General features: G+C 38.6%; 16 protein-coding genes. 2 read left to right on the plus strand and 14 right to left on the minus strand.

Features of this window, described 5'->3' with window-relative positions; genetic code table 11:
* Nucleotides 1-7 precede the first annotated feature (7 nt).
* The 3 genes from AC2YJL_RS12925 to AC2YJL_RS12935 are packed head-to-tail and all read right to left on the minus strand — an operon-like array spanning nucleotide 8 to nucleotide 3,273.
* Nucleotides 8-2,017, minus strand: a complete 2,010-nt coding sequence (locus AC2YJL_RS12925; protein WP_251568069.1) for a DUF6449 domain-containing protein — start codon at nucleotides 2,015-2,017, stop codon at nucleotides 8-10.
* On the minus strand, nucleotides 1,992-2,891 hold the full coding sequence (locus AC2YJL_RS12930) for an ABC transporter ATP-binding protein (protein WP_048020984.1): 900 nt from the start codon (nucleotides 2,889-2,891) through the stop codon (nucleotides 1,992-1,994). Before AC2YJL_RS12930 ends, AC2YJL_RS12925 begins: the two co-directional genes overlap by 26 nt.
* Complete coding sequence (locus AC2YJL_RS12935) at nucleotides 2,884-3,273, minus strand: GntR family transcriptional regulator (protein ID WP_013083081.1); 390 nt, start codon at nucleotides 3,271-3,273, stop codon at nucleotides 2,884-2,886. The genes AC2YJL_RS12930 and AC2YJL_RS12935 overlap by 8 nt, the downstream gene beginning before the upstream one ends.
* 344 nt (nucleotides 3,274-3,617) lie before the next feature.
* Here AC2YJL_RS12935 and AC2YJL_RS12940 point away from each other — a divergent pair, with 344 nt between their 5' ends.
* The gene (locus tag AC2YJL_RS12940; RefSeq protein ID WP_028408587.1) at nucleotides 3,618-4,490 is read left to right on the plus strand and encodes a selenium metabolism-associated LysR family transcriptional regulator; all 873 of its coding nucleotides are present in this window, start codon (nucleotides 3,618-3,620) and stop codon (nucleotides 4,488-4,490) included.
* 362 nt (nucleotides 4,491-4,852) lie between these two features.
* Here AC2YJL_RS12940 and AC2YJL_RS12945 read toward each other — a convergent pair whose 3' ends face one another.
* The 3 genes from AC2YJL_RS12945 to AC2YJL_RS12955 form a co-directional block, all read right to left on the minus strand.
* Nucleotides 4,853-6,052: an MFS transporter gene (locus AC2YJL_RS12945; protein ID WP_195694035.1), complete on the minus strand. Its 1,200-nt coding sequence runs from the start codon at nucleotides 6,050-6,052 to the stop codon at nucleotides 4,853-4,855.
* Nucleotides 6,053-6,274: 222 nt separating this feature from the next.
* Nucleotides 6,275-6,652 (minus strand): PH domain-containing protein, encoded by a 378-nt coding sequence (locus AC2YJL_RS12950; RefSeq protein ID WP_251568067.1) that lies wholly within the window; start codon nucleotides 6,650-6,652, stop codon nucleotides 6,275-6,277.
* A gap of 64 nt (nucleotides 6,653-6,716) precedes the next feature.
* Nucleotides 6,717-8,870, minus strand: coding sequence for a YhgE/Pip domain-containing protein (locus AC2YJL_RS12955; protein ID WP_251568065.1), 2,154 nt, complete (start codon nucleotides 8,868-8,870; stop codon nucleotides 6,717-6,719).
* A 110-nt stretch (nucleotides 8,871-8,980) separates the two neighbouring features.
* On the opposite strand from AC2YJL_RS12955, the gene AC2YJL_RS12960 reads away from it, so the two are divergent.
* Nucleotides 8,981-10,156, plus strand: coding sequence for a DHHA1 domain-containing protein (locus tag AC2YJL_RS12960; RefSeq protein ID WP_251568064.1), 1,176 nt, complete (start codon nucleotides 8,981-8,983; stop codon nucleotides 10,154-10,156).
* 41 nt (nucleotides 10,157-10,197) lie between these two features.
* Here AC2YJL_RS12960 and AC2YJL_RS12965 read toward each other — a convergent pair whose 3' ends face one another.
* The 8 genes from AC2YJL_RS12965 to recQ form a co-directional block, all read right to left on the minus strand.
* The gene (locus AC2YJL_RS12965) at nucleotides 10,198-11,118 is read right to left on the minus strand and encodes a 1,4-dihydroxy-2-naphthoate polyprenyltransferase (protein WP_195697054.1); all 921 of its coding nucleotides are present in this window, start codon (nucleotides 11,116-11,118) and stop codon (nucleotides 10,198-10,200) included.
* Between the two features lie 299 nt (nucleotides 11,119-11,417).
* On the minus strand, nucleotides 11,418-11,588 hold the full coding sequence (locus tag AC2YJL_RS12970; RefSeq protein WP_195697135.1) for a hypothetical protein: 171 nt from the start codon (nucleotides 11,586-11,588) through the stop codon (nucleotides 11,418-11,420).
* A 144-nt stretch (nucleotides 11,589-11,732) separates the two neighbouring features.
* On the minus strand, nucleotides 11,733-14,342 hold the full coding sequence (locus AC2YJL_RS12975; RefSeq protein WP_195694041.1) for a helicase-related protein: 2,610 nt from the start codon (nucleotides 14,340-14,342) through the stop codon (nucleotides 11,733-11,735).
* 207 nt (nucleotides 14,343-14,549) lie between these two features.
* Nucleotides 14,550-15,911 (minus strand): purine-cytosine permease family protein, encoded by a 1,362-nt coding sequence (locus AC2YJL_RS12980; protein ID WP_251568063.1) that lies wholly within the window; start codon nucleotides 15,909-15,911, stop codon nucleotides 14,550-14,552.
* Nucleotides 15,912-15,931: 20 nt separating this feature from the next.
* On the minus strand, nucleotides 15,932-17,380 hold the full coding sequence (locus AC2YJL_RS12985) for an aldehyde dehydrogenase family protein (protein ID WP_195694045.1): 1,449 nt from the start codon (nucleotides 17,378-17,380) through the stop codon (nucleotides 15,932-15,934).
* 82 nt (nucleotides 17,381-17,462) lie between these two features.
* Entirely contained in the window at nucleotides 17,463-18,446 is a 984-nt protein-coding gene (gene speB, locus AC2YJL_RS12990) for an agmatinase (RefSeq protein ID WP_487374776.1), read from the minus strand.
* Between the two features lie 217 nt (nucleotides 18,447-18,663).
* Entirely contained in the window at nucleotides 18,664-20,040 is a 1,377-nt protein-coding gene (locus AC2YJL_RS12995) for a sigma-54 interaction domain-containing protein (RefSeq protein ID WP_369360527.1), read from the minus strand.
* A 114-nt stretch (nucleotides 20,041-20,154) separates the two neighbouring features.
* Nucleotides 20,155-22,290: a DNA helicase RecQ gene (gene recQ / locus AC2YJL_RS13000; RefSeq protein ID WP_251568061.1), complete on the minus strand. Its 2,136-nt coding sequence runs from the start codon at nucleotides 22,288-22,290 to the stop codon at nucleotides 20,155-20,157.
* Nucleotides 22,291-22,499 lie beyond the last annotated feature (209 nt).

A 22,499-nucleotide genomic window follows, 5' to 3' on the forward strand; every position in this document is an offset into this window, starting at 1 on the left:
TCCCTTGTTATTTTAGTTTTTCTCTTAGTTCGATTGGCAGTTCATTTTCATTCAACATATAAATCTGAGGAGTATCTACTTGGTCTTTGTAATAAAAAGAAACAAGATAATCTCCTGTATCTCGTAAATTAGCACGTTGAAGAAGCGTTTCTACCTGCTGATTGTTTTTTACTTTAATTGATTTTTCATCCTTCGTTAGAGATGTAAACTCTTCTTCAAGACGATAATCGTTTTTAAGATGAGAAGAATTTTTAAACACTTCGGTTTTTTCTACGTCCTTTGGCATCAGGCGAGCACGTTCATATAAATGCTCTTTCTTCAGCCATGCTTCTACTTCGCTATAAGACTTATCCCAAGAAGCAGTTTGTACGTACTGTCCTTTTCCATCCATAAACTCAATTGAAGCCCAGCTTTCTTTTGTGCTGTACATTTCATCAAACGTTTCGTTCATCATCGACTGTTTGACTACGTGTATAAGTTCTTGCACTTTATCTGGATTTGTAATATTGATTGAATTTGACTTTCCTGGAACAGAAAAACTCACGCTTTTAATTTTATCCGTGTTTTTTGTTCGTAAAAGCGGATGGAAATTTTCTTTGTATTCTTTTGTTTCTGCAATTTCTTTATAAAAAGCTTTATAGTCTGAAAATGGAATAAAGTATTCTCGAACCATTTGTTTTCCATTTTTTAATTTATAAGCAAATACAGCCATTTTCCCGTTTCTGCTTTCTATTTCACTTTGTTTATCAGGATCCAGCTTCTTATCTTTAGATGCTGTAATTTGTTTTTGCAGGTGACGAACGCTCTGAATTGTTTCTTTACTTGTATAGTAATATGGAGCTTCATAATAGCCATTCATTCCATTTGCATAGTTTTCAGGTTTATCAGTCAATGGATATATATCTTCATCGAAATATACACTTTCAATCTCTGAAGCTGCTGGCACTTTAGTAGAATAGCCAAACACATCTAGATGAATGATAAAGCCCACAATAGCTGCAGCTATAACAAACCCTAGATATCCTTTCCATTTCGTAAAGATGCGCCACGTTTTATTTAAAATAATTTGAGCAACTGTATAGCCTATTAATGAACCAATAATATAGCCCACGACCATCCATGAAAATTCACCTTTCATGCTAATAAAGTAAAATCCGCCTAACATGAGTGAACAAGCGGTTACTCCGTATACGAATACCGGTTTTAACCAGCTAACTGAAATGGTTTGCGTAGCAGCTTCTACTTTTCTTTTTTGATAGGTGATTAAAGCAATGATGTAAAATAAGACAATGAGTCCAATATAGACAAATGCACTAGTAGAAAAGCTTTTATGGGCTACCATTTGCGCTACGTGTGAAAACGGAACAAGGCTGTCAACATTTTCACTCATGTAATAGTCATACGCATAGCCGTACCAGTAAAACTTTACATTGGATATAGCTAAATAAGAGATTCCTCCGGGTAGAAGAAATAGAACGTATAAAAAGATTCCTTGGAGGACAGACATGCCGGTGAACATTCCCGCTAAAACAGTTCCAGTCAGCACAAATAAGTTAATTAAAATACTGTAACCGACCCAGCTTAGAACATCTTTTGTTGTATAAACATTCTCAACGGTTAAAACTCCTTTAACAGCAAAAGTAACGACTCCCGTAATTAAAATAGGAACAACTAAAACCAACGCGCCCAGGAGCATATTTTGATGAAACAGCGTAGAACGCTTAATTGGTAAACTATGAATATAGTCAGCCGCAATCTTCGTTTGTATATATCTAAATAGGAAAATACCAAGTAATACTGGTACAACAAACATAAACACAAATTCCAGCCCATCCAATACGTTAAATAACGTATCTGGTTTCTCTATATAAGGCTCTACCTTGCCTGTGAAAGTGAAAATCAGTTGTAAAGGTAAAGCAAACAGCAGTACTAGCAAGTATACAAGCCCAATCCATCCCACGTTTCTCATGGATTGAATCCACATGCCGCGGTTAAACGATGATGTTTTCGATTGCATAACCCACATCCCCCATTTCATAAATAAAGATTTCTTCCAGCGTAAGTGGCAAGATGTCAAAAATTAAAGGCTTATACGATCGAACTTTGTTGACTAAGTGATTTTCTTTTCCTCGAACAATACAAAGCAAGACGCTTCCTCGTTTTTCTTGATATAAAATGTCTAGCGTGTCATAAAGCGCTAGCGGCACATCTCCTTCAAATGCAACTTGAATTTTGTGCACGTCTGATTTTAAATCATCCAGCTCTTTTTCAATTAATAATTGACCATGATGCAAGATGCCTACATGATCACACAGATCTTCCACTTCTCGCAGGTTATGTGACGAAATTAAAATCGTCATTTCCCGTTCTGCCACGTCTTGAACAAGAAGGTTTTTAATTTTTTGACGCATTACCGCATCTAAACCGTCGAGCGGCTCATCTAAGATAAGTACATCAGGCATAGCAGACAGCGCTAACCAAAAGCCTACTTGACGCTGCATTCCCTTAGACATTCTGTGTACCTTTTTATGTAATTGAATTGGGAAAGCTTCTTTTAATTTTTGAAACCGCTCTTCGTTCCAAGTCGGATAGACGCTTCTATAAAAAGACGCTAATTGCTTAATCGTTGTTTGAGGAAAAAAATAAAGAGAATCTGGCATAAAAATAAGACGTTCTTTTAAGCCAACGTTTTCAAATACTTCCTCGCCGTCTATGGCGATTTTCCCGTGATCCTGCTTGTAAATACCTGCGATGATTTTTAATAGCGTTGTTTTCCCTGCCCCGTTCGAGCCAAGCAGTCCGTAAATAGATCCTTTTTTTATAGAAAGCGTGACGTCTCTTAGAGCTTCCATTTCTTCAAACTCTTTTTTTATCGCCTTCAGTTCAATCACTATCGCTTCCTCCTTTTACTGCTTTTTCAGCCTGTGAAATAAGTGATAGAATTTCATCTTTATCCATCCCTAAATACATAGCTTCTGCCAACAGCTTTACTAATTCTTCTTTCATCTTTTTCACCTTCTCGTTATTTAGTGTATCAACTTGAGGCGTTACAAAACTTCCTTTGCCTGGAACTGAATAAATATAATTCTGATGTTCTAGTTCACGATACGCTTTTTGAATTGTATTTGGATTAATCGTTAATTCTTTTGCTAACAGCCGAACAGATGGAAGCTTTTGATCGGCCTTAAAGACTTCATGAATAATAAGCTCTTTCAATTTATCTACTAATTGCTCGTATATCGGCTTGCGACTACGAATATCTAAATCGAACATAGTCTGCCTCCCTTCATCTACCCAAAATCATGATGTGTGTACTAGGTGTATTAACTGTATTACTTATCGTATTACAGTTAATATTATAGTATGTTTTTTGGAAAAAACAAGTACTTTTTTTACTTTTGTTACAAATAGATGACAAAAAAGTGTTTAATAGCTTTATAGATGAAATGCAAATAACTGTAAACAAATTGCGCGGGCTGCCTTCGTTAGAAGCCAAAGTACTCCTTTAAATCAGCACCTCATTTTGTTTTTCTTACCCAGGTGCCTCTAGTTATTACCATAATAATGTTTTATAATGTTTATAATTAATTTTTTTAATATAAAAGGAGCCATACTCTATGTACTATGATGCGTTAAAGACGTTTGTTTCTGTTGTAGAAGAGCAAAGCTTTACAAAAGCTGCGGAAAAATTAATGATTTCACAGCCAAGCGTAAGCGTACACATCAAAAATCTTGAAAAAGAATTTCAAACTTCCCTGTTCCTGCGTTCACCTAAAATGTTAAAAATCACACCCAGCGGCGAAATTTTATACGATCGTGCTAAACAAATGATTCAAATATATGAGCATACGAAACGAGATATTTATGAACACCATCACCGTGTTAAAGGAATGCTAACGATTGGCGCCAGTTTTACGATTGGCGAATATATTCTTCCTTCATTTTTAGCAAAGCTTCGTGAACAATATCCTGATATTGATGTAGAAGTGACTATCGGTAATACAAAGGAAATCGCTCAGCTTGTTCGTCATTTCAAAGTAGATGTAGGACTTATTGAAGGACACACGGAAGAGTCCGACTTACATATTCAGTCCTTTATGGACGATGAGCTTGCCATCGTTGCGTCAGTGGATCACCCTTTGGCTCAGCTTAAAAAAGTAGAAATTGATGATTTACAAAATCAGCGGTGGGTAGCGCGTGAAAAAGGCTCTGGAACAAGAGAATATTTAGATCACGTTCTAATGTCCAACGGTTTAAAAATGAAAAGCATGCTAACGATCAGCAGCAATCAAGGAATTAAAGAAGCCATTGTTCATAATTTAGGAATGTCTGTGCTGTCACTTTGCGCTATTAAAGAAGATGTAGCACAAAAGCACCTATCGATTCTCAACGTTAACACCGCTCCTTTTAAGCGCCGTTTTTCTTATATCTATCCTGCTAACAGCGCTCATAAAAAAGTAGCCGAGCTTTTTATTCAGCTTTTAAACTAAGAAAAGAAATTAAGACATAACTAAATTACTTCAATCTAAAGACTAAAGTACCTAGTATAAATTACTTGCGACACCGCAGTTGATTTCCGTGCAAGACTTCGCTTTCCGCGGGCGTCCGCTGAGCCTCCTCGTCGCTTCCGCTCCTGCGGGGTCTCACCTGTTCTGCTTTCCCGCAGGAGTCTCCGTCTTGCCTTCCAATCAACTGCTAGAAGGAACGAAACAGATGAAACTATGTTCACCATAACAAAAAAAACGAACCACTAATCAAACATGTTGATCAATGGTTCGTTTTTCACTTGGGCTAAAATCCTTTTGGACGGGCCACTTTTTTTAAATCAATAGCTATATGTCTTTACATTTTCTTAGTGAACATGCGTCTGCTGAGCCGGCATTTTTGATAAGCGAACCGCTAAGAAAAAGGCTGTTGTAAGAAACACACCAATTAAAGCAATAACACCTTTCCAGCCGTACGCACTCCAGCATAAGCCAGCCACCGTCCCTCCAATGCTTGATCCTGCATAGTAAAAAAACAAATACAAAGACGAAGCCTGTGCTTTGTCATGAGTCGCTCTTCTTCCCACCCAGCTGCTTGCGATGGAATGACTTCCGAAAAAGCCAAAAGTCAGCAGCAAAAGCCCGGTAATTTTTATCCACAAAATTGGATGCAGCGTAACAATTGAACCTATAAGCGTAACAGCAATCGTACATAACAGCACTTTTTTCCGGCCGTATCGATCCGCCAGCGTCCCCATCCAGACCGAGCTGAATACTCCCACAAAAAAAATAACAAAAATAAAACTTACAAGCGTATGATTCCAAGAATACGGAGGAGCGGATAAAGCGTATCCAATATAATTGTATAAAGCTACGTTGCTTCCAAGCAGCGCAAAACCAATAGCAAAAAGGCAAAGCATCCCTTTATCTTGAAGATGACTGCGAAGAGAGCCGGTAAGCTGACGAAGTTCAAAGGACCTGGAAGTAAAGTTTTGTGAATCTGGCAAGTTCATAAAAAAGACAAAGGTGGCCAGCAAACTAATTGCGCTTACAACATCAAGAGCTACGGACCAGTTGAAATATTCCGTGAGCACCCCTGTCATCAGCCTTCCCGCTACGCCTCCAAAGGCGTTTCCGCTTATATAAATCCCCATCGCTTTTCCTAAACTCCCTGGTTCAATTTCTTCTCCTAAGTAAGCCATGGCTACAGAAGGCAGCCCTGCTAACACGATTCCTTGAATAACGCGAAAAACTAGCAGCGTTTCAAAGTTGGAGCTAAATGCTGTCATGATGCATAGCAATGACGCAAAAATTAACGATAGGCCCATCAGTTTCTTTCGTCCCCACACTTCCGATAAAGAACCTAAAAAAAGCATACTAACCGCAAGCGTGATGGTTGTTAACGAAAGAGATAAACTCGCAAACGCTGGGGATATCCCAAATTCTCTAGAAAATTCGGGTAAAATGGCCTGTGTACAATATAAAATCGAAAATGTGTTGAAGCCTGCTGCAAAAAGCGCAACATTTGTTTTGCGAAAAGCTGATGTTCCAATTACGGTATAACTCACAGTTGGTCACTTCCTTTTTTCTCTAAAAAAAGCATATCACGGTTTTTTTATTCTGTATAATTCATTATGTAAATCGTTTTCATACATTTCAGTAATGAGTGAAGTGAAAATAGGAATGGACAACAGCCAGAGTATTTTCAACCGACTGTATGCAAGACTGTTATACTTTCTCGTTTTACACACATTAAAAAAGTTGAGCCAGTTTTTCATGGCTCAACTTTTTTAATCTAACACATAAGATGCTAATACTTTTTGCACGTCGTAAATGTTTTTATCTTTACGAAATTCTTTTGAAATCGGTGCACTAGAACCCGATACCCAAATATTTAATTCCGCATCTAAATCAAATGTTCCAGCCGTTTCTACGCTAAAATGGGTAATCGTCTTATAAGGAATGGAATGATAATCTGTTTTCTTTCCCGTTACTCCTTGCTTATCAACGATAATTAAGCGTTTCGTCGTAAACACTATTAAATCGCGAATGACTTTATAAGCTTGTTCCACTCGCTCGTTGGCAATTAAGATATTTTGTAAGTCTTTTTCAGTTCCTCTTATATCTGCTTCTGATGCATTTCCTAATAGTCCATCTAATATACCCATGCTGATCACTCCTTTATATCTACACTACCGCATTTTGTTCTGTCTGGAAACCCAAAACGTTTTTTTAATGAATTAATTTACTTTCACTCGCTTTTTTTGTTAATTTTGCACTCGTTTTACTAAGAGGCTTATGAAGAAAAATGCCAACGAGCAGCACGCCTAGCCAAATGCAAAGAAGCACCGTAACGTCTTTTCTGACAATATCCGCTAACATGCCTCCTACCACTTCTCTCATCATGCTTATTGCATAGGTAAATGGTAAAAACGGATTGATTGCTTGAAAAAAAGCAGGCACGACTTGAATCGGAAATGTACCGCCTGCAGCGGAAAGCTGAAGCACAAGTAAAACAATCGCCATCGCTTTTCCTGCATTGCCAAATATCGCAACAAGCGTATAGACAATCGTCATAAATACGAAGCTGCACAGCAAGCCTAAAAAGATAAAAGGCACTTTATCTACGACATACGTTTTGATTAAAAATAAATCCCCTAGCGTCACAATAAAAGCTTGCACGAGCGCAATAGACAAAAACGTTAACAGTCTTCCAAGATAGACTTCATAGCTTTTAAACCGCTCTTCATCCGCTACTTCTACGCTTAAAATCGAAACTAACAGCAAAGCTCCGACCCACAAGCAAAGCGTTGTATAAAACGGCGACATAGCCGAGCCGTAGTTCGGAATCGGGTAAAGTCTTTCTTCTTTTAAAAGAACCGGCTTAGCAAAAAAGTCGCTTTCTTTTTGTACGTCGTTTTTTAGCAAATTAATAATATCTTCAATATTTTCTTTTTGCTGAAATTCTCGTATCTTATCCGCTATATTGTGCACGTTTTGTTCAATTCGCGGAAAGTCTTTTGTTATTTTCGCAAGCTCCTGCTGTCCAAGCAAGATGCCACTCGCTGTTTTAGACAGGACGTTAGAAACATCCGGTATGCTTTTGTTAGCTTCATCAAGCAGTGAGTTTGCGCTTGCCGTTTTATCTTTCGCTTCTTTAATTGCTTGTTCAACAGCGGGCACAATCGTAGAAGAATATGAGTTCGTTAACGCATTTAATCTAGAAACCGCTTGGTCGGTGCGAGAGCTGAACCTATCAAGTACGCTTTGATTGGGACCATCCCCATCCCCATTCTTTGTTTGCTGCTGCAGACTGTTTACATCTGAAAGCTGCTGCTGTAAAAGCGTATTTACATCTTTTACGTCATTAATAACAGGTGAAAGAACTTTTTGTTGAGATAACGCATTTAAATCTGTAAGAAGTGTAAGAATCTCTCCTGTGTCAGCAATTTGTTTTGTTAACTGCACTTTTAGGTGTTCCGCTGCTGCGCTGACTTCAGCCGGTGCTATATCTTTTTCCATCAGCTGATTCTTCAATTCTTGAACTCGGAGAGATCGTTGCTGAACCCGCTGCAGCGTTTCGTTGATCGTTGGTTCAGCATTTTTTAAAACTTCATCGCTTTTAGTTAAAAAAGTGTTTAGCTGCTGAGTCATCTGTGCGCCGTCAGCTGTTAATCTCTCTACTTCAGGAAGAGCGGCCTGGGCTTTTGATACAATAGCTCCAGCTTTTTGAGTGGTGTCATTCGCTTCATTAATTACTTTTTTGATTTCAGGAAGACGATTTTCAAGTTCAAAAATCCGTTGTTCAACTTGTTGAATAGTTGGCAAATCCCGCTGCAGTGTAATACCTAGTTCGTTAAACACTGAAAAAATAGCTCCATTCGCTGTTTTGACGAATTTTTCACTGATCTGTTGTGTTAAGCTGCTGGCTCCTTTACTTGTAATTTTAGGCGCCACTGCGTTTATTTTTTCGTTCACTTTATAAATAATGACTGGTTTTTCCAAACGATCTTGAAGAACGGTACCAAGCCTTTGTGAAAAATCTTTTGGAATAACAATACTTGCATAATAGTCACCGTGCTTTACTCCGTGATCAGCTTTTTCTTTGGAGACAAACGTCCATCCAAGCGTTTTATTTTTCTTTAAAGTTACAATAATATCTTTACCCACATTTACGTGCTGACCTCTTATCGTAGAACCTTCATCTTCGCTCGTTACTGCAATGGCAATACCTTCAGTCCGACCGTATGGATCCCAAGATGCTTTTATATTAAACCATGCGTAAAAAGACGGCAGAATCATAAGCGTCAGCACAATGATAATCATCGCCCAATTGGTGAAAATTCTTTTTAAATCCCGCGTATAAATATAAACAGTATTTTTCATATGTCCCACCCAGTTTTATTGTTACAAGTTAGCTTATCCATGTTCGAAGAAACATATTTCTGATACTATAGAAAAAGTTAGATATGGTTTTACTAGAAAGGATGAGGAACATGACAGAAAGACTTTATTATAGCAATCCCTACATAAAAACATGGGAAACTGAAGTGATAGAGACGCGCTCTCTTTCAAATGGCTACGCATTAACGTTAAAACAAACCGCTTTTTATCCAGAAGGAGGCGGACAGCCTTCTGACTACGGTAATATTGCAGGAATCGACGTGAAAGATGTGTATGAAGAAAATGGAGAAGTATATCATATCGTCGATACACTCCCTGAACAAACGAACGTCACGTGTGAAATTGACTGGCAACGCCGCTTTGATCATATGCAGCAGCACAGTGGACAGCACTTACTTTCGGCTCTATTAATCGATACATATGATATTCACACCGTTAGCTTTCACTTAGGAAGCGAAGCAGTCTCTATTGATCTAAATGTACCTCAGTTATCTCATGAGCAGTTATTACACATTGAAAAAGTTGTAAATGACGCTATTTACAGCAATCGTCACATTAAAACGTACGAAGTAAAAAAAGAAGATCTGTATACTCTTGCGCTTCGCAAAGTGCCCGACCTAGAAGACGAAGTGGTACGCATTGTGGAAATTAAAGGCATTGATGTTTCTGCCTGCTGCGGTACTCATGTGAATCAAATTGGAGAGCTTGGCCTTATTAAACTTACGAAAACAGAAAAGCAGCGCGGCAATACACGCCTCTTTTTTAAATGCGGTATACGTGCATTGGCTGATTATCAGCAGTCTCAAGAAATCGTAGCGGAAATTAGCAATAAATTCAGTACAAGCCGTGAAGTAGTTATAGAACGCATTAAAAAATTGGAGACTGAACAAAAAGAGCTGCAAAAACAACTAGAAGAATTAAAAAATGAAAATGCAGCTTATTTAGCGAGTGAATTAGAAGCCAAAAAAGCAGGTTCATTTCTGTACCATCACTTTGAAAACCGCACATTAAAAGATGTGCAAGCTTTAACAAAGCAGCTGCTTCAAACACCTGATACGACGCTTCTTTTTGCTTTTTCAAGTGATCAAAAAGTCTTACTGGCTCACAGCGGAAGTGAAGTAAAATGCGGAGAACTTTATAAAGAGCTGCTTCCGCTTTACGATGGAAAAGGCGGCGGCGGACCAAAACAAGCTCAAGCCAGCTTTTCATCTTCTGAAAATATGAACGCATTTATTAGCGCGGTAACAGAAAAAATAACTGGAGCATAACAAAAAGCCTGTCTTTTTAAAGACAGGCTTTTTCCACTCAATCAGCTTACTAAATAGCCAATTAATAATCCAATTGATAAAGTAAATCCAAAAAACGTATTGGTTTGTGCAGTTGCTTTCATCGCAATAAGCTCTCCGCGTACAAATGCTTGTACGGCTTGAATTGGCTTAGGTGCACTAAGAAACACTAAGAAAATCCAAGGGCTAATATCGAAGAATACAACTAATGCAACTGTCCAAATATACGCAATGCCAAACAAAGCAGCTAAAAATCTAATCGCATTTTTAGAACCTAATAAAATGGCTAGTGTACGACGTCCGCCTTTTGTATCTTCTTCTATATCACGAATGTTGTTAGACAAATTAATCGCACCTACTAAAATCGCAATCGGAAGTGATACAAAGATGCTTTCAGACGTTACGGTATTCGTTTGAATAAAAAATGAAATCAACACGAACATCGCGCCCATGCAAAGACCTGAAAATAATTCTCCAAACGGCGTATACGCAATGGGAAGCGGTCCGCCCGTATATAAATAACCAATCGCCATACCTACTAATCCAACTAAAGCAAGCCACCAGCTGCTGTTTGCACATATATATATACCTAAAATAAGAGCAATTCCATAAGAAATCAGTGCTAAATTTAATACCGTTTTCGGTTTCATTCCGTGTCTGACGATGGCTCCTCCGATACCTACGGAGTCTTCTGTGTCTAACCCGCGTTTAAAATCATAGTACTCATTAAATAAGTTCGTCGCAATTTGAATCCACAAACATGAAAAAAGCATCGCAAGAAACATCCAAACGTTCACATGGCCATAAAACATAGCTAGAACTGTTCCAATTAAAACCGGTACAAACGATGCTGTTAGCGTATGAGGACGGGTTAATTGCCACAAAATCTTCCCTTTACTGTACTGCTCGACTGCAGTTTTGTTTTCTTTGTTATGACTTGTCATCATCCTCTTCCCTTCTATTACGAACCGTATCTCTATTTAAAAGTGCTGCTTTTAACATAACGAATGATAGCAAACTTACTCTAATACAATACACGTCCGCCCAACAAAAAAATCACGGAACTCTTTGAAATATAAGTTCCACTCTATATCATAATAATTTATTGCTCTTTTTACAAGATGACCGCTTATACATTTCCGATTTTTTTCTGCAAAAATCTGCTTTGACGCAGAAATTCAGAGGAAAAAGATAAAAAGCCTATACGAAAAATAAGATTGAAACATAAAGAAATGAATCCAATCTAAAGACGAATAAATGGGATGCATGAGCTAAACTTCTTGTTACATCGCAGTTGATTTCCGTGCAAGACGTCGCTTTCCGCGGGCGCTGAGCCTCCTCGTCGCTTACGCTCCTGCGGGGTCTCATCTGTTCCGCTTTTCCCGCAGGAGTCTTTGCCTTGCTCTCCAATCAACTGCTAGAAGGAACGAAACAGATGAAGCCTACGTTCACCATAACAAAAAAAACGAATCACTAATCAAACATGTTGATCAATGGTTCGTTTTTCACTTCGGCTAAAATACTTTTGTACAAGCCTCATTTTCATCTCTACATCTTATTAATTAAAATCGCCGTCTCCATGTCTTCTGCGAAATCTTTTATGAAAACATGAATCGCATATCGCATGATCATGATTCCAAGGAAGGTCTTTAGAACACGCACTGCACGTTCTTTTAAATTTTTTCATATCTTTTCTTAATACGTTATGGATTTTATCTGTAAGCTCTTCTCGGACACGCTCCCAGTAAATAGCTTCTGGCCTTCTGTCCATTCTATATAGAAATAAAAGATGCAGGCCAATTGCTTTATAAGACAGCTCTAATTTTTCCAGTGAACCTTCTATCATCCTTGGTTCAGGTAACTCTTCTCTGTTAACAATCGCATTCATGCTGGCCACCCACTGTTTTTTCAAAGAGCTTTCTTTGGCTGAAAAAGGAAGCTGCAAGTAACCGTATAAATCAACAATTGGCATTTTCGCTTCAATCAGCGTGTCTTTCACTTCCTCATAAAGCTCACGTTCTTGTGCCAGATTTGATTTTTGTGTCCCTTTTGGATTTTTAAATTTAGCCCACATGTCAAAAAACATTCCGAGGTCATGATGATATTCTTTAAATCTTCTAAGCATATCTGAAGTAGGCGCAATTGAAAATTTGCTGATTTGCTCGTCTGTTGAAAATAACAGTTCTCTCATTTGCTTTGCATCTTTAGCGAACGCAACTTCTCCAACATTGTAGAGCCCCTTCCTTCCAGCACGACCTGCAATCTGTTTTAACTCTTGAGAAGTCAGTAATCTCCGTTTTTGCCCATCAAATTTCATGTTTTCTAAAAGGACAATTCGTCTAATTGGAAGGTTTAACCCCATTCCGATCGCATCTGTAGACACAATGACAGTTGTTTCTCTATTAATGAACTGCTCAATTTGTTTTCTTCTTGTTTCAGGCGGCATACTTCCATAAATCACGCTAACTTTGTGACCATCTTTTTCTAGCTTAGCCGCTGTCTGGAGCACTTTCTTACGCGAGAAAACAATTAAAGCATCTGCGGGTTTTACTTGTTCAATTTTGAACTTTCGAAGATCTACTTTTAAAGGTATATCTCTTTCATACTCATGAATTTCTGAGATCACACCGTCAAGCATCTCTTCTAACATACTTCGAATACTTAAACTCCCAATCACATGAACTTGTTTGGCATTGGCTCGTGTGATGGCTTTATACCATGAAAACCCTCGGTCTCTGTCTTGAATCATTTGCGCTTCATCAATTACGGTTACATCGCCATGTTCTAATTCACTAAACATCTCTACGGTACCGGCCATATGCTGAGCGTCTTCAACAATCTTTTCTTCTTCACCTGTTTTTAACGAACAAGGGACTCCGTCTTTGTTCAGCTTTTCAAAAACTTCTAAAGCCAACAAGCGAAGCGGCGCTAAGTAATTACCCGAAGCAGCTTTTTTTAATGACTTTAATGCCGTATACGTTTTCCCTGTGTTTGTATCACCGAGATGAAGGATGTATTCCGTTTCTTTTCTTGGGTCCATTTCGTATTCTGCACCAAAAATATAGTTTAACTGTCGCTGTTCTTCTTCGATAAGCTTTTTCTTTTCTTCAAGCTCACGTTCTTGTTGTAATCGTCTTTCTTCCAGCTGCTGTTGATATCTTTCTTGATGCTCTTCAATCGTTAAGTTGTGATCTGAAACTTCTAGTAAATCGGAAAGCTTTTCTTCTACAAGCATTTTTTTATATTCATAGACCAAATCCGATAAATCACTTCTAAGTGCTTTTATAATATCCATTCTTGTTACTGAAGCATTTGTATAAGATTTATATTCTTCTTTAAATGAAGCAGGAAGGTCATCCATGATCATAGTTGGAATGATTTCATAAATCTTATCGGTGATAAATACCTCATACACATCTTCATACGTTTCAAACAAGATAATCGTTGAATATCTGTCTAATTCTGAGCTTACGCCGCCGGTGAGCTCTTGAAAAAAGTCATGAACCGTTTCATAATCATAACGTGTTAAATCACCGTTTTCTATTAATTCATCTTCAAGCTCAGTATGCGGCGCATAGTTTTCAATATACTTTGAGTTTGTTTTTATATCTTTTGATAGCTGTTGTGAAAGCTTTTCTCTTATATGTAGGTAATACAGCTCTTTATTTGATTCCAAGATAGGATCTGATTCTAAATTTAACTGTAATTGATATCTGGCTTTTCGATCATTAATACTTTGCTGTCGTTCTTTCTCTTTTCTTTCTTCTTCTTTTTTGGCAAATTCAGCTCTTGCTTCTCCGTATAGTGATAGCCACTCTGCTTTATTGCCATTTCCGTACTGCTCTTTTAACCAAGAAAAAGCATCAAACTCCATACCTTTTCTCGTTTCTTTAGCAAATAACTTATCTATAGCTTGAGGTTTATACCCTTTTATCTCAAAGCCTCTTTCTGTTAAATACGATTTTCTGTTTTTCTTAGATATAGAAGAAACAGCTATTTTTCTCCACGCAGTCCCCCAGGCTTTTTTAATAAAAGAATGCCTGTCTGTTAAATACGTCTCTAAATCCGGACATTCGTCTTGTTCACCTAGTACGCTTTTTATATCCTGTAGTAATGTATGTTTAGTTTTTTCAATGGCCCTGCCTTGAATAGCCTCTAATTCGAGCATAAAATTCTCCTTTGGAAAGTTTTCCTACATTTATTATAGGAAAGACCCTTGAGAGAATCAAATACATGTTATTACTTTATTTTCAGCTCAATCAAGAACCTCTCTTTTCCCCGCTTTTGCTTATTTCTTAGCTATTTTTAACGCAAAAAGCTCCTTTAAATAGGAGCTTTTCATTTTTTTGATAATTCAGTCTATTTTAAATGTATATCAAGCATTTTTGTCGATTCCCTTTGAGTAAGGGATGGAAAGCTGTGAAAGTTTGGTTAACAATACATGCAAAACACCTGTAAATAAAAAAACTAAGATCGTAGCGCCTGTGGCTAGCGGGTGAACGTACGTAAAATAGTAGGCAAATACAGCCCCCACTATGTAAGAGACATACACATGAAGGTTAAAGCCTTTTGTATACCAGTACAGTTTATTTTGTTTTTCTAAAATAGCTGAAACGTCATAGTGTTTTCGGCGAATGATATAATAATCAACAAGAACAATCGCAATAATAGGAATAAATAATACGCCGATCATAAGCAAAAAGCTTTGAAAATTTGTCATTAACCATTCTTTTAATAAAGAACCTAGGACTGTGACAACTCCTATAGTTAGTGCCGGTATCCAGAACCTCTGCTTTGGAAAAATAGATAAATAAGACATTGTCGCGCTATACAATACCATTACGTTGGTTGACAGCACCGATAAAAAAATTACGATGGCAGCTACTAACCCTAACATCGGACTATATGCGCCAATTAAATTTACCGGGTCATACGTTTGCGTCATATTTCCGAGAATTGAAAAACCAGAAACCGTTGCGCCTAATCCCATCGCAATCAAAGTCGCAACGTTATAGCCTAAATAAGTTCCCGCAATTCCCGTTTTTTCAGATTTACAGTTTCGGTTATAATCGCAAACAATAGGAATCCACGTAAAAGCTGTAGCTACTACAATATCAAAAGCTAACATTCCTGTAATATCAGGATTTTCGCTTGCTTTCATTTGAATTAATTTTGCTGCATCAAATTCGATAAACAAATAGCTAAACACAACGGTTGCTAAAATGACCATAAGCGTAGCTACTAATTTTTCCGTTGCTTCAATACCTTTATGTCCGTATATAGAAATAGCTACTACCAATACTTGAGTAAGAATTGTAAATAGATTGATATTACTGTAACCGGTCAAAAAAGTAACGGCATGATTTAAACTTAGCCCTGCCATGTAGGCTTGAACCCACGCCCAGCCGATCAATGTAATAAGATTAACAGCAGCAGGAAGCATAGCTCCTCTTTGCCCAAAAGCTGGTCTCATCAAAACCATGGTTGGAAGACCGGTTCGAGTTCCGATATTCCCCATCAGCACGAGCGGTATGGCACCAACTAAAGAGCCAAGCACAATAATAAATATTGCCTTTAAAAAGGGCATATCGGGTACAAACAGCATTCCGGTAAAAACGGTCGTTACCACCACATTAGCTCCTATCCACATGGAAAATGTAGAGAAGAAGCCCATACTTCTTTTATCCATTGCAATCGGCTGCACATCATCATGGGCGAGACCACTTTTTGTTGTCATTCCTATTCCACCTTTCACTTTTATTGATACCAATTGGCTCGAGCTAGCTTGGAATTTGTATTCACATGTTTTGTTTCAGTAAAAGCAGCTAATCCTGATGGACCTAACTCCCGCCCAATGCCGCTTTCTTTAAAACCGCCCCACGCCGTTTCAATATGAGGCGTATGGTAGCCATTGATCCAAATCGTTCCCGCTTGAAGATGTTCAGCAACTCGCTCTGCTTTCATTACATCATTCGTTAAAATTCCTGCAGCTAAACCAAACCTCGTGCCGTTGGCAAGTGCTATGGCTTCTTCTTCACTTGAAAAAGATTGAACGGTAATGACGGGACCAAATATTTCTTCTTGTACGACTTTCATATGCTGCTCCACATCAACGAGCACTGTCGGCTTTATATAGTTTCCACCTTCGCAGTCAATTAACGTTCCCCCTGTTAATAAATTCGCGCCTTCTTCTTGACCTAGCTTGATAAAACCCTGTATTTTGTTCAGATGCTCCTTGCTAATAACCGGACCCATTTCCGTTTCTTCTCTTAAGGGGTTACCAATTTTTATAGCAGCAACAGCCTCCTTAAGAGCAGAAAGAAACGGCTTATAAATAGATTCATGTACGAGTATACGCGATGAAGCTACACACACTTGCCCTTGGTTAAAAAACGAGCCAAACATTGTCCAGTCTACTGCAATATCAATTTCACTGTCTTCGAAAATAAGAAGCGGAGATTTCCCTCCCAGTTCAAGCGAAACTCTTTTCATCTCTTTTGCGCACTGCTGATAAATACGTTTGCCTGTTTCTGATCCTCCTGTAAAAGAGACTTTGGCTACGTCTTTGTGTTCAACAAGGGCACTTCCCACTTTACCGTCTCCTGTAAGTAAATTAAACACGCCTTCTGGTATACCAGCTTTTTCACATAGTGAAGCTAACTTTAAAAAAGAAAGTGGCGTTAATTCTGACGGCTTAAACACTACCGTATTTCCAGCTGCTAAGGCAGGAGCCAGCTTCCACATACCAAGTAGCAAAGGGAAATTCCAAGGAACAATCAGCGCGCATACGCCGATAGGTTCTTGCATGATTTTACTGTTTGTATCGTCGAACATGTCCTTTGTCCACGGCTGGTTTTCTTCTATTAAATTTGCATAATATCTTAAACAATTAATCGTATCTTCAATATCTAACTGCGCTTCTTTTATCGGTTTTCCAGTATTTAATGTTTCCGTTTCAGCGAATATACTCGCTTCATTTTCTAATAAATCTGCTAGTTTCTTAAGCACCTCTACACGCAGTGATTTATTTTTCTTCCATTCACTCTCTTCAAAAGCCTGCTTTGCTTTACCTACCGCTTCCTCTACTTGTTGAAGCGACGAATCAAATACTTTCGCTATGATCTTATTGGTCGCTGGGTTGAGTATTTCTCTTTTACATGGTTTTACTTGCTTCTTATCTACTGTTACATTTACTTGCTCGTTCATAGTTCAACACTCCCTATAGAAAACTCTTATATAAAAGTGGGAAGATAATAGTACCTTCCCACTTTTACCGCCTTGCTTATATTCAGTCGCGCACTTTTACTAACAGCGCTTCTTCTTCTTTTACTTTTTTTCTTAACGCGATAAGCGTGATAAATTCATAAACAATGTTCGAGGCCGCTGCTGCTGTAATTTGTCCATGGTCATAAGCTGGCAGTACTTCTACTAAATCAAACCCGACAAAATCAATATTTGTTAACCCACGAACGAATTGAAGCGCATCGTCAATACTTGCACCCGATACTTCAGGCGTTCCTGTTCCCGGTGCGTAAACTGGATCTAAAAAGTCAATGTCAAACGACAAAAATACGGGTCCTTCTCCTACACGCTCATGAATAATTTTTAGCATTCTTTCAACGCCCAGTTTTTTATATTCATTTGTCGTATACAGAGCTAGACCTAAGTTCTTTGCATCTTCTAAATCTTCAATGCCGTACAGACCGCCTCGCATACCAATTTGAATCGAACGCGACACGTCAATTAGCCCTTCTTCAATTGCTCGTCTGAACACGGTACCGTGATTGTATTTTTGTTCAAAATAGCTATCCCACGTATCAGAATGAGCATCAAACTGTAAAAGCGCTACGGGTCCGTGTTTTTTGGCGATAGCACGAAGTTCACCGAGCGTCATCGAATGATCACCGCCTAGTGAAATCGGAATAATTCCTTCATTCACAACCGGTGTTAACCCTTCTTCAATTTTTTTATATGTTTCTAAAATATATCCCGGAACCACTGCCAAATCGCCGTAGTCCACACCTGAAATGTAATCAAAAATATTAATCTTTTGTTCTGGGTTATACGGGCGAAGCAAAATGGAGAAATCTCGAATAGCTTCCGGCCCAAAACGTGCTCCTGTGCGAAAAGACTGCCCTGAATCAAATGGAATACCCGTCACAATAAAATCTATATCTGCATTTACTTGTTCTACATACGGAAGTCTCATAAACGTTCGAGGTCCACAAAAACGCGGAGATTCAAATGAATTTTTCGGCTGATATTTTGGCATGATTTATTCCTCCTAATGGGTTTCATTCATTAGCGCCGTATCATCATTTTAGAGACTGACGCTTTTTATTTAGATACTTTTTATTAATGCAAAATGCATGCCAAATTTTATCGCCCTATTTCGTGCAATTATGGACGATTTTTAATTCATAATAGAATCAAAACAAAAAAACTGATTCAGTACTGAATCAGTTAATTCATTTTGAATTAAATTTCCCTTATTTAATATTGTACTTTCGTAAACGTCTTACAACCGTAGGCTGACTAATTCCTAATGCATTTGCCATTTCATACGTTGTTTGACACTGGCGATAAGCACGGATCAGCCAGTTTTTCTCCACTTCTGCAAGTGCTTGCTGAAGCGTCATTCCTTGAGAGGTTAACACATCTAGAGTCTCCCATTCTTCTTTTTCAATTCTGATCTTTTCTGCATGAAACGGCAGGTCTTTAGGCGAGATGCTGTTTTCATCCGTTGTTAACACGAGGCGTTCAATCGTATTTTCTAGCTCGCGCACATTTCCGGGCCAATGATATTCAACTAATTGATTTAGTGCTTCTGTATGAAAAAATTTCTTCATTTTATACTTTTCATTTTGTTTATGCAACACGTGATAAAGCAGTGCCGCGAGGTCTTCTTTTCGCTCGCGAAGCGGAGGAATTGTAATCGGAATAACGTGTAATCGATAAAATAAATCTTCGCGAAATGTTCCTTTTTTGATCATTTCCTCAAGCGGCTGATTTGTTGCTACAATCAGCCTGAAGTTTACGTTTTTGGATCGTTCACTTCCAATTTTGGTGACTGTTTTTTCTTGCAGCACCTTTAAAAGCTTCACTTGCATATCAAGTGGTAGCTCTCCTATTTCATCTAAAAAAAGCGTACCATTATGAGCTAATTCAAACTTTCCTATTTTTCCTTTTGTACTTGCACCTGTAAAAGAGCCTGCTTCGTATCCAAACATTTCAGATTCAAACAAACTAGACGGAATGGCTCCGCAGTTGATTTCAATAAACGGCTCTTCTTTTCGTTCACTTCCATAATGTAAAGCACGAGCAAAAGCCGTTTTACCAACACCCGATTCACCTAGCAACACAACCGTTGCATCGCTGTCTGCCACGCGATTAATAATGGACCATACCTTTTTCATCGATTCACTTCGTATGACCATATCATTTGACTGCTGTTCCCGAAGCTCTTCCACTTCTAGCTGATATGTTTTCATTTTCACTTCGAGCTGCTGATAATCTTCTTTTAAGCGCTGAAGCTCTGTTAAATCATGTGAAAAGCTGATTACTCTTTTCATACACTGATGTTCATCATACATGGGAATACCGGTTGCCATTACAACTTTGCCCGTTTCTGTTTTTTGCATCAGCTGTACTTCTTTCTTTTTCTTTAACACTTCAATCGTAACGGAAGGTGAAAAGATCCCGCGGTCTTGCAATTCGTATACGGTTTGTCCGACTAACTCTGACACGTTATACCCGTATATATCACGGCAGTTTTGACTCGCTCGTAAAATACACCCTTTTTCATCAGTGATGACGATATTGTCGTTAGAAGCATGCAAAATAGCTTCAAGCTCTCGTTCAATCATCTCAATGCAGTACTCCTTTTTATTTAATCTGATTTTTCAAATATTTATACCTTCCATTTTATCAGTAAACTCGCTTATTCAACACAAAAAGCTCCTTTAATAGGAGCTTTTTGTTTAAGATAGTTGCTTCATTTTTTGTTTGAATAACGCTACTTTAATCATAAAATAAGTAATGTTTTCAGCTAATTCTTCTTTGATTGGTTTTAACTTTTCATCGCCTACTGAGGAAGCAGCTTCTAAAATAAGCTGTTCGTCCTCCTCTGAAAGAAAAGGTGACCAGTCAATTTCTTTTTCTTCTTCTGCGCATTTAAACAAATGATTTTCAATGGTAATGCGGCTCAATTCACGTTCAGCAGCAATTTCATCTAACGATTTCCCTTGCTGAAAGAGCTCATACGTCATTAAATGAGAGCCTTCTTTTGATGAAGCTCTTGCTTTTTTCGGAGCAGGTGCTGAAACTTCTCGCTTTCGATCTGGATTTTCTTCACAAAACTGTTTGATTTCAGTGGTGAACCGTTCTCCATATCGCTCTTGTTTTTGTTCTCCCACTCCTTTTACAGTGGAAAACTGTTCAAGCGTTACCGGAAGTTTTGCACACATATCATGAAGAGTATCGTCTGAGAAAATAACAAAAGGAGGCACGCCCGCTTCGTCTGCCAGCTGCTTTCGAACGGAACGCAAATGAGCAAACAGCTCGTCGTCTTGGACAATTTGCTTCACTTCCATTTGTTCTTTTCTCATCACTTTTTCCGTACCAAGAAGCACACCTTTTCCTTTGGCCGCTACGGATAAGGTAGGAAATGACCCTTGTCCTACTAAAATAAACTGCTCTGAAATCAAATACTCAATAAAATCGCTCACTTCTTTAGCCGACCGGTCGCTCATGACGCCGTACGTTTTCAGTTTGTCAAAACCAAAATCAACTACTTTTTTATTTCGAGAGCCCGTTAATACTTGAGCAATCATCATTTTACCGAAGCGTTCACCCATACGAATCATACAAGACAATACTTTTTGCGTATCAACCGTTACGTCTATTTCCATGCGATCATCCGTACAGTTACTACAGCGGCCGCACTCATGCGCTTCACTTTCTCCAAAATAATGAAGAATATACGCCTGCAAACATCCTTCTGTATGACAGTAGTTCACCATACTTTGCAGCTTTTCAAGATCTTGAATCTGCTTTTTAGGATTCGACGTTGACTGTTCAATTAAAAAGCGCTGCACGCGAATATCCTGAGGTGAATAAAGCACGATACACTCACTTGGCAGTCCGTCACGACCAGCACGTCCCGCTTCTTGATAATAGCTTTCCATATTTTTCGGAAGCTGATAGTGAAGAACAAAGCGAATATTGGATTTATCGATTCCCATTCCGAAGGCAGAGGTAGCCACCATCACCTGCACATCATCTTGCAGAAAGCGGTTCTGCTCTTCATCACGGCTGTTCCCATTCATACCAGCATGGTATTTTGATACGTTAACTCCTGACTTTTGCAATCTAGCATGAAGCTCTTCAACATCTTTACGCGTAGCGGCATAGATGATTCCTGCTTCTTGGTCATTTTTACGGATATACTGCTCGATATAGCTGATTCGATCCTGACCTTTTACCACAGCGAACGATAAGTTTTCACGTTCAAACCCCGTCATCACCGTGTACTCTTCGTTAATATGAAGAGCTCGGCAAATATCTTCACGCACTTGAGGCGTCGCCGTAGCCGTCAGCCCCATCACAATCGGAGCGTTAGACAGCTTGCTGATGAGTTGATTGATGCGCAAATAACTCGGTCTAAAATCGTGGCCCCACTGTGAAATACAGTGCGCTTCATCTACCGCTACAAGCGGGATAGGAAGCATTTGAAGCTGCTCTAAAAACTGCGGAGACTCCAGTCGTTCAGGTGCTACATAAAGCAGCTTATATTCGCCAAACGCCACTTCTTCTAAGCGCTGCTGTACCTCTGTGTGCGTCAGCGAGCTGTTAATATACGTGGCCGGAATACCAGCTGCGTTCAGCGTGTCCACTTGATCTTTCATTAAAGAAATCAACGGAGAAATCACTAGTGTCGTGCCTTCTAAAAGCAATGAAGGAATCTGATAACAAAGCGACTTCCCTCCCCCTGTCGGCATAATACAAGCGGTATTGTGCCCTTCTAAAACATAACGAATCGACTCTTCCTGTCCTTTTCGAAATGAGTCATAGCCGAAATAGGACTGTAAATGTGTTAAAGCTTGTTCAAACTGCAAAATTGCGTCCTCCTTTAAAATAAGTAGAAATAGTTGTTGAGGGATTCAGTTAGAAGAAATTGAGGCGTAGGGTTTTATTTTATCAAATCTTAAAGGAAGTTGCACAGAATTCGTTGATTTAAGGTTATAGCAAAAATGATAAGCGAAAAGCCCTCAATTTATAACTCTCTTTCCTATTACAAACAGTCTTTTTATGTATGTCAGGACTC

It is taken from the genome of Priestia sp. SRI_019 (assembly GCF_057586255.1).

What these genes read in the sequence shown, in the direction of transcription:
- AC2YJL_RS12925 (WP_251568069.1), bottom strand. Translation starts at nt 2,017, where the DNA reads ATGCAATCGAAAACATCATCGTTTAACCGCGGCATGTGGATTCAATCC.
- AC2YJL_RS12935 (WP_013083081.1), bottom strand. Translation starts at nt 3,273, where the DNA reads ATGTTCGATTTAGATATTCGTAGTCGCAAGCCGATATACGAGCAATTA.
- AC2YJL_RS12940 (WP_028408587.1), top strand. Translation starts at nt 3,618, where the DNA reads ATGTACTATGATGCGTTAAAGACGTTTGTTTCTGTTGTAGAAGAGCAA.
- AC2YJL_RS12950 (WP_251568067.1), bottom strand. Translation starts at nt 6,652, where the DNA reads ATGGGTATATTAGATGGACTATTAGGAAATGCATCAGAAGCAGATATA.
- AC2YJL_RS12955 (WP_251568065.1), bottom strand. Translation starts at nt 8,870, where the DNA reads ATGAAAAATACTGTTTATATTTATACGCGGGATTTAAAAAGAATTTTC.
- AC2YJL_RS12960 (WP_251568064.1), top strand. Translation starts at nt 8,981, where the DNA reads ATGACAGAAAGACTTTATTATAGCAATCCCTACATAAAAACATGGGAA.
- AC2YJL_RS12965 (WP_195697054.1), bottom strand. Translation starts at nt 11,118, where the DNA reads ATGACAAGTCATAACAAAGAAAACAAAACTGCAGTCGAGCAGTACAGT.
- AC2YJL_RS12975 (WP_195694041.1), bottom strand. Translation starts at nt 14,342, where the DNA reads ATGCTCGAATTAGAGGCTATTCAAGGCAGGGCCATTGAAAAAACTAAA.
- AC2YJL_RS12980 (WP_251568063.1), bottom strand. Translation starts at nt 15,911, where the DNA reads ATGACAACAAAAAGTGGTCTCGCCCATGATGATGTGCAGCCGATTGCA.
- AC2YJL_RS12985 (WP_195694045.1), bottom strand. Translation starts at nt 17,380, where the DNA reads ATGAACGAGCAAGTAAATGTAACAGTAGATAAGAAGCAAGTAAAACCA.
- speB (WP_487374776.1), bottom strand. Translation starts at nt 18,446, where the DNA reads ATGCCAAAATATCAGCCGAAAAATTCATTTGAATCTCCGCGTTTTTGT.
- AC2YJL_RS12995 (WP_369360527.1), bottom strand. Translation starts at nt 20,040, where the DNA reads ATGATTGAACGAGAGCTTGAAGCTATTTTGCATGCTTCTAACGACAAT.